Below are 7,935 nucleotides of genomic sequence, written 5' to 3'. Positions count from 1 at the left end.
GGTCGGCTTGGCCGAGGTGAACAGGCCCGGGGTGGCCCATTCGGGGTGGTCGATGAACGGATTGCGGTTGCCCTGGAAGCTGTAGATCACTTCATTGCGGGCGCGTTCGGCCGCATCCGGCGGGTCGGACAGATGCCACTCGATCAGGGTCGAGAGCAGGCCCATGTAGGCCGGCGATGCGGCCGTTTTGACGATCTTGCTGCGGTCGTCGGTCAGTTCCAGGTCCGGCTCGGACTGGCCGGTCTTGGCGTCTTTGCCCCCCTCGTAGCGGATCGCCATGTACATCACTGCCCGCGCCATGTCGCCCTTGCGTCGGCCCCACACCTCGAAGGTGCCGGTGTTGCCGTCGGGGGTACGCACCCAGTTGGAATTGCCCGGGTAGCCGCCGCTRCCGCCGCCCACGCCATTGTTGGCCTCGGTGGCGCGCTCGCCGCAGTTGCTGTCGCACTTGCCGAACGGCTTGTTGCCGCGGTCGGCGTTCCACTGCGCATCGGTCAGGTACAGCATGTGGGTGTCGGTGTAGGGCGCATACGGTAGGCCCTTGTCGCCGGTGGTGCTGGCAAAGCCCAGCGAGTTCGGCCAGGTGTGCTCGCGGTTGTAGGTCAGGCCGCTGCCGGTACCCGCCCGACCACTGACCTTGGTGTAGCTGTGGTTGCGGTAGGCATCGAGGATCTTGCCGCTGTTGTTGGGATCCTCATCGGCGATCTCCAGGATGGTCCAGGTGCTGGTGCCGGAGCCACTGTACGGGTAGGCGGTGTGGCCCTTGATGGTCTCGTGCAGGGAGCAGCGCAGCTGGCTGGGGTTGCTGGTGTTGACCCGCGAGTAGTACTCGCCGGGATTACCGGGATTGCCCGGGTCCGGATTGCCGGTGGTGGTGGCCACGGTGAAGGCGATGCGGGTATCGGCAGCGGGATGGGCGCCCTGGGCATCGCTGACGCGGGTGGCGCGGATGTCGAAGCGGCAGGCTTCGCCGGCGATCAGCGCAGTGTTGGTGGACAGGGTGAACCGGCTGCCGCTGCTGGCGTGGGTCAGCGGCACCGTACCGGATTGCCCGCAGCTGAGCACGAAGGCGCCGCTGGCCAGGTTGACCGTCTCGCTGAAGGTCACGCTGAGATCGGCGGCCGACGGGAAGGTGCTGGCGCCCTGTTCGGGGGTGGTGGCGCTGACCGAGGGCGGGGTATTGGGGCCGCTGCCGCCGGTGCCGCTGAAGGTCTGGCCGTTGTTGCACGCGCCGAAGGTCTGCCCGGCCGATTCGGCCCAGGTGAAGTGGGTGTACTGGCTGCCGCTGCCGGTCAGCTGCAGGGACGTGCCCGGGGCGGTGCTGTTGCTCTCGCTGACCGGGATGTTCTGGCTGGTCAGGCCGGCCGCGGGGCCGCCTGCGGCGGTGATGGTGCCTTCGTAGCTGATGAACTGGACGACCTTGCCGCTGGCATCGACCAGGGCGATGCCGTCGTTGGACCCGTTCTGGATACCGTTGCTGGGGTAGGTGACCGTGGCCAGGGTGGCCTTGCCGCAACCGGCCGCGGTGCCGGACGGGATCGCGTTGTTGGCGTAGACCGCTGCCGCCGACGGGTTGCTGCCGTTGTACAGGTACAGGCGGTAGCCGCTGAGGTCCTCCCCGGCGGTGGCCACTACCTCGATGGCCTCGCCGACATCGCCGGCCGGCGTGCTGTCGTCGTAGTGCAGTTCATTGATGAATACATCCGCCTGGGCGGTGCCGGCCAATGCCAGCAGGCATCCCAGGGACAGCGGTGTGAGCAACCTCATCTACGTCTCCTTGTGATTGGGTATCGCCGGCCGAATCTAATCAATCCAGATGACACATCTATCGATATGTCGGGATTGGCCTTCCGCAGTGAGACGTACGTCAAGAAAATGGGGGGCGGCGGTCGGTCGGCGGGTCGGGCGCTGGGCCCCCAGGCCCTTTCCGGCGAATGTCCCCCGGCCGCGGAGCGGCCTCCTCCTTTATTTCGCCTCCAAGGGCATGGGGGCCCAGCGCCCGACCCCCCGACCGAAATCAGAAAAGCCGGTCTTCGGCCAACGTACCGCGAGCCGAGCCCCATCGCGGGCGGTAGGCTCCTGGGCAAAATAAAGGAGGAGGCCGCCAGGCCGGGGGACATTTGCGCCAGGGGCCTACCGGCCGCGACGGGGCCCTCACGCTCGCGGCAGTCCCGAACGGGGACAGGATGCGTTGCTTTTGCTTTTGCCCTCGCCCCAAACGCAGCCCGGAAAAATTTCGACCCTCCCCCTTGAAAGGCGCGCGCCCAGCACCATCTCTGCTCCGTACCCGCACCGTCGGGTTTTTTCGTGAGCGTGGTTGGCAGTCGCCCTGGGTGACTGCTAACATCGCCAGACTTTCCTAGACCAATCAACAACTTAAAAGGGTCTCACATGAGCATCAAGCCGCTTCATGACCGCGTCGTAGTCAAGCCGATCGAAGCCGACGAAATCTCGTCCGGCGGCATCGTGATTCCGGATTCCGCCAAGGAAAAGTCGACCAAGGGTGAAGTCGTGGCCGTCGGCCCGGGCAAGCCCCTGGACAACGGCAGCGTCCGCGCGCCGTCGCTGAAGGTCGGTGACAAGGTCATCTACGGCCAGTACGCCGGCAGCAGCTACAAGTCCGAAGGCGTCGAGTACAAGGTCCTGCGCGAAGACGACATCCTCGCCATCCTCGGCTGAGTGATGCCGCCGGCCCGTGCCGGCGCTTCCGCAATCTCCCCCATTCAAGCAGCCGGGCTTGGCCCGGCTCCACATAAAAGGTAATCGCAATGGCTGCCAAAGATATTCGTTTCGGTGAAGATGCCCGTTCGCGCATGGTGCGCGGCGTCAACGTGCTCGCCAATGCCGTCAAGGCTACCCTGGGCCCGAAGGGCCGCAACGTCGTGCTCGAAAAGAGCTTCGGCGCCCCGACCATCACCAAGGACGGCGTGTCTGTCGCCAAGGAAATCGAACTGGCTGACAAGTTCGAGAACATGGGCGCGCAGATGGTGAAGGAAGTTGCTTCCCGCACCAACGACGACGCCGGCGACGGCACCACCACCGCCACCGTGCTGGCCCAGGCCCTGATCCGCGAAGGCGCCAAGGCCGTCGCGGCCGGCATGAACCCGATGGACCTCAAGCGCGGTATCGACAAGGCCGTCATCGCCGCCGTCGCCGAGCTGAAGAACATCTCCAAGCCCACCACCGACGACAAGGCGATCGCCCAGGTCGGTACGATCTCGGCCAACTCCGACGAATCGATCGGCAACATCATCGCCGAAGCGATGCGCCGCGTGACCAAGGAAGGCGTGATCACCGTTGAAGAAGGCTCGGGCCTGGAAAACGAGCTGGACGTCGTCGAAGGCATGCAGTTCGACCGTGGCTACCTGTCCCCGTACTTCATCAACAACCAGCAGTCGCAGACCGCTGACCTGGACGATCCGTACGTGCTGCTGCACGACAAGAAGATCTCCAACGTGCGCGACCTGCTGCCCGTGCTGGAAGGCRTGGCCAAGTCCGGCAAGCCGCTGCTGATCATCGCCGAAGACATCGAAGGCGAAGCGCTGGCGACCCTGGTGGTCAACACCATCCGTGGCATCGTCAAGGTCGTGGCCGTCAAGGCACCGGGCTTCGGCGACCGTCGCAAGGCGATGCTGGAAGACATGGCCGTGCTGACCGGCGGCACCGTGATCTCCGAGGAAATTGGTCTGTCGCTGGAAAAGGCGACGATCAAGGACCTGGGCCGCGCCAAGAAGGTGCAGGTCTCCAAGGAAAACACCACGATCATCGATGGCGCCGGCGAGAAGGCCAACATCGAATCGCGTGTCACCCAGATCAAGACCCAGATCGAAGACACCTCGTCCGATTACGACCGCGAAAAGCTGCAGGAACGCGTGGCCAAGCTGGCCGGCGGCGTTGCCGTGATCAAGGTCGGTGCCTCGACCGAAATCGAAATGAAGGAAAAGAAGGATCGCGTCGACGACGCCCTGCACGCTACCCGTGCAGCCGTTGAAGAAGGCGTGGTCCCGGGCGGCGGCGTCGCGCTGGTCCGTGCGGTCACCGCGCTGAGCGGCCTGAAGGGTGCCAACGAAGACCAGAACCACGGCATCCAGATCGCCCTGCGCGCGATGGAAGCCCCGCTGCGCGAAATCGTGGCCAATGCCGGTGAAGAGCCGTCGGTCATCGTCAACCGCGTCAAGGAAGGCACCGGCAGCTTCGGCTACAACGCCGCCACCGGTGAGTTCGGCGACATGCTGGAGTTCGGCATCCTGGATCCGACCAAGGTGACCCGTTCGGCCCTGCAGAACGCGGCCTCGATCGCCGGCCTGATGATCACCACCGAAGCCATGGTGGCCGATGCCCCGAAGAAGGATGACGGCGCTGGCGCCGGCGGTGGCGGCATGGGCGGTATGGGTGGCATGGGCGGCATGGACTTCTGATGCCGGCGCCGGCCCCCGGCCGGCACGCATCGGTCCGGTAGGTACCGACCGTTGGTCGGTACCCGCCATGCGCCAACGCAGTACGAAAAACCCCGCCGAAAGGCGGGGTTTTTCGTTGCGCGATGGGAATTACGATTGTCCCAGCGCAAATCAGCGGGGCGTCCGTCAATGAACATTGCAGTCCGCGAAGTTGACGATATGATTAGGTGACTAATCATGTTGTCGACGCATCGTGCTCGAACCTAAACACCACGCTTTCCTGACCGAACTCAAACGCCGCGGACAGTCCGAACTCGACGGCTTGTCACAGTGCTTCCAGCTGCTGTCGCTGGCCAGCGCGATCGACCAGGATTGTGCCCACCGGCTCGCACCGCTGGGCCTGAGCGAGGGCCGCTTCGTGATGCTGTTCCTACTGCAGGGCGCGGACGAAGCGCTGTCGCCGCATCAGTTGGCCGAGCGCGCCGGTGTCACCCGCGCCACTGTCACCGGCCTGCTGGATGGTCTCGAGCGCGATGCACTGCTGGAGCGTCACGTTGATCCGGCCGACAAGCGTCGGGTCAACGTGAGCCTCACCGCCGCAGGGCAAGCCCTCGCGGTTGAGCTGTTTGACCAGCACACGCAGTGGATCCGTACCCTGTTCGCCGATCTCAGCGACGAAGAACGCACGCTGCTCAGCGGCATGCTGTGCCGGATATGGGCGCGAACCGATGCCGGGAGCGCCGCATGAAACCACAGGCGTTGTCGCGCGAACGCCGCGCACAACTCGATGGTGGCAATGCCGAGGCTACCCACCTGGCCGAGGTCCTCGCCGTGGACTTCGCCCGTCTCCTGAGCAACGTCGCCCCATCACTGCCGGCGGCTGCCGTGGCCAACATGCGCAAGGCCGCCAGCAGCGGCATCACCCTGCGCATGCAGGGCGCGGCCACGTTGCTGCGCGCACACGCGCTTGGCGATGCCACGCACTGGTCCACGCACACCAGCGACACCGTGCGTGGCTGGGCCTGCTACCTGATCGGCAGCGACCCGCGCCTGTCGCTGGAACACAAACTCGATGCGCTGCGCGCGCTCGCCGATGACAGCCACTTCGGCGTACGCGAATGGGCGTGGCTGGCCGTACGCCCGCACATCGCCGCCGAGCCGCTGCGGGTGCTCATGCATCTGCAGCCGTGGACCGCCGATCCTTCGCCCAACGTGCGCCGCTTCGCGTGCGAAGCGTTGCGCCCGCGCGGGGTGTGGGCGGCGCATATCACGCTGCTCAAGCAGGAACCACAGCACGCGGCCGCGCTGCTCGATGCGCTGTGCTGCGATGCATCGCGCTACGTGCAGGACTCGGTGGGCAACTGGCTCAACGATGCCGGCAAGAGCCAGCCCGACTGGGTGCGTGCGCTGTGCGATGGCTGGCAGCTGCGGCATGCCGACCATCTCGCCAATACCTACATTCGCAAGCGCGCGTTGCGCTCACTCTGACCCTGGGAATGCCATGTCGTACATGTTGATCGAGCTCTACACCGCCACCCCCGCCTGGACCGCGCTCGACGCCTTGTCGCGTGCGGCCTTCTTCGCCCGCATCGGCGCAGGCATGCAGCACGTGGACCCGGCCAGGATCACGCCACTGGCGATGGGTCCCATCGACCAGGACGTGCCGCATACCCGTGCCGAGCAGTTCTATGCGGTATGGCAGTGCAGCGAACGCCAGGACGCGGATGCATTGCTGGCCGCGATCGATGCCACCGGCTGGCACAGCTATTTCACCACTACGCATGTCGTCGGCGGCGCGGGTGGGTTGCAGCAGCACCTGGCCGAGCTGGCTGCGTTGCCCAAGGCATAGCGACGTCGCGGCCACGGCTGAATGCCGCTGGCCAGTTGCGTTTGAAACATTTTGCGCCGCGCAGAAGCTGTGTTATCAATACTCCCCAATGAACGCACGCCACGCCAATTCCTACTTTTGGTATTACTTTCCGAAGCCACCGGCGGAGGAAGGCATGCGCTCACCCTGAAGAAAGCTTCAGACGCATTCCCGAAAGCCGCCAGCGCACCTGGCGGCTTTTTTGTTGCCGCCGCGCTGGGGACCCCCACTTCCAAGGAGTTTTCCCCATGCCCCCGCACACCGATGACCTGCGCATCCGCAAGATCGAACCGTTGACCCCGCCGGCCCAGTTGCTGGCCATGCTGCCCTGCGACGATGAAGCCTCCGCCACGGTCAGCGCCTCGCGCGCGGCCCTGCACGAGATCCTGCACGGCCGCGACGACCGCCTGGCGGTGGTGATCGGGCCGTGCTCGATCCATGATCCGGTCGCCGCCATCGAGTACGCCCAGCGCCTCAAGCCGCTGCGCGATGCCTTTGCTGACGAGCTGGAAATCGTCATGCGCGTGTACTTCGAAAAGCCGCGTACCACCGTGGGCTGGAAGGGGTTGATCAACGATCCGGACCTGGACGGCAGCTTCAACATCAACAAGGGCCTGCGTGTGGCGCGCGGCCTGCTGCGTGATATCAACAAGCTCGGCCTGCCGGCCGGCGTGGAGTTCCTCGACGTGATCTCCCCGCAGTACRTCGCCGACCTCGTCGCCTGGGGCGCSATCGGCGCGCGCACCACCGAAAGCCAGGTGCACCGCGAACTGGCCTCGGGCCTCTCGTGCCCGGTCGGCTTCAAAAACGGCACCGATGGCAACATCAAGATCGCCGCCGACGCGATCGGTGCGGCCTCCAACCCGCACCACTTCCTGTCGGTCACCAAGGAAGGCGGCACCGCCATCGTGGCCACGGCGGGCAACCCGGATTGCCACGTCATCCTGCGCGGCGGCAAGACGCCCAACTACGACGCCACGCATGTGGAAGCGACCAGTCAGACCCTGGCCAAGTCGCACCTGGCCGCGCGCATCATGATCGATGCCAGCCACGCCAACAGCAGCAAGAACCCGGAAAACCAGCCCAAGGTCATCGCCGACATCAACGCACAGCTGGCCAACGGCGAAGAGCGCATCGTCGGGGTGATGGTGGAAAGCCACTTGGTGGCCGGTCGCCAGGATCTGGTCGACGGGCAGCCGCTGACCTACGGCCAGAGCATCACCGATGGCTGCATTGGTTGGGAGAGCTCGCTGGCGGTGTTGGAAAGCCTGGCCGACGCGGTACGCGCGCGCCGCGCGGCCCGGATCAGCGAGGCCGCGTAACGCGGCAGCCGCGCGCACGGCAGCGCGGCCAACCACGCGCGTCGCGCGCGCAGGAACACGTTGATCACGCGTGTCCGCCCATCCCGCCAGGACGTTACCGCGTGTAGAGCCACCCCATGGGTGGCTGCTCGTCCGCCGCGGTCCGCGTGCAGCCACCCATGGGGTGGCTCTACACGCGGTAACGTCCTGGCGGGATGGGCGGACACGCGTGATCAAAGGGGTACTGCGCGCGCGACGCGCGTGGTTGGCCGCGCTGCCGTGCGCGCGGCTGCCGCGGTACGCGGCCACCCTGATCCGGGCCGCGCGGCGCGCGCGTACCGCGTCGGCCCGGCGTGCCAACACCGCCAGC

General features: G+C 65.9%; 7 protein-coding genes. 6 read left to right on the top strand and 1 reads right to left on the bottom strand.

The features are described from left to right. Nucleotides 1–1,767, bottom strand: a 1,767-nt coding sequence (locus tag AC1DQP_RS12870) for an endonuclease (protein WP_478051732.1), incomplete at its 3' end; no start/stop codon positions are given. Nucleotides 1,768–2,391: 624 nt separating this feature from the next. Here AC1DQP_RS12870 and AC1DQP_RS12865 point away from each other — a divergent pair. The 6 genes from AC1DQP_RS12865 (at nucleotide 2,392) to aroG (ending at nucleotide 7,586) form a co-directional block, all read left to right on the top strand. Beyond that, on the top strand, nucleotides 2,392–2,679 hold the full coding sequence (locus AC1DQP_RS12865) for a co-chaperone GroES (RefSeq protein WP_256775965.1): 288 nt from the start codon (nucleotides 2,392–2,394) through the stop codon (nucleotides 2,677–2,679). Nucleotides 2,680–2,768: 89 nt separating this feature from the next. After that, complete coding sequence (gene groL, locus AC1DQP_RS12860) at nucleotides 2,769–4,418, top strand: chaperonin GroEL (RefSeq protein WP_478051731.1); 1,650 nt, start codon at nucleotides 2,769–2,771, stop codon at nucleotides 4,416–4,418. Between the two features lie 232 nt (nucleotides 4,419–4,650). Continuing rightward, nucleotides 4,651–5,145 (top strand): MarR family winged helix-turn-helix transcriptional regulator, encoded by a 495-nt coding sequence (locus tag AC1DQP_RS12855; protein ID WP_457318163.1) that lies wholly within the window; start codon nucleotides 4,651–4,653, stop codon nucleotides 5,143–5,145. Beyond that, nucleotides 5,142–5,885, top strand: a complete 744-nt coding sequence (locus AC1DQP_RS12850; RefSeq protein ID WP_457318162.1) for a DNA alkylation repair protein — start codon at nucleotides 5,142–5,144, stop codon at nucleotides 5,883–5,885. The genes AC1DQP_RS12855 and AC1DQP_RS12850 overlap by 4 nt, the downstream gene beginning before the upstream one ends. 13 nt (nucleotides 5,886–5,898) lie before the next feature. Further along, nucleotides 5,899–6,246: a DUF6616 family protein gene (locus tag AC1DQP_RS12845; RefSeq protein WP_457318161.1), complete on the top strand. Its 348-nt coding sequence runs from the start codon at nucleotides 5,899–5,901 to the stop codon at nucleotides 6,244–6,246. 266 nt (nucleotides 6,247–6,512) lie between these two features. Further along, a complete protein-coding gene (aroG, locus tag AC1DQP_RS12840; RefSeq protein WP_478051730.1) occupies nucleotides 6,513–7,586 on the top strand; it encodes a 3-deoxy-7-phosphoheptulonate synthase AroG in 1,074 nt (357 codons plus the stop codon). Nucleotides 7,587–7,935: the final 349 nt, after the last annotated feature.

This window comes from Stenotrophomonas sp. P5_A8 (assembly GCF_056400545.1).
This window is presented reverse-complemented; position numbering and strand designations above follow the sequence as displayed.

Coding starts and splice junctions, on each gene's coding strand:
- AC1DQP_RS12865 (WP_256775965.1), top strand. CDS start 2,392: ATGAGCATCAAGCCGCTTCATGACCGCGTCGTAGTCAAGCCGATCGAA.
- AC1DQP_RS12850 (WP_457318162.1), top strand. CDS start 5,142: ATGAAACCACAGGCGTTGTCGCGCGAACGCCGCGCACAACTCGATGGT.
- AC1DQP_RS12845 (WP_457318161.1), top strand. CDS start 5,899: ATGTCGTACATGTTGATCGAGCTCTACACCGCCACCCCCGCCTGGACC.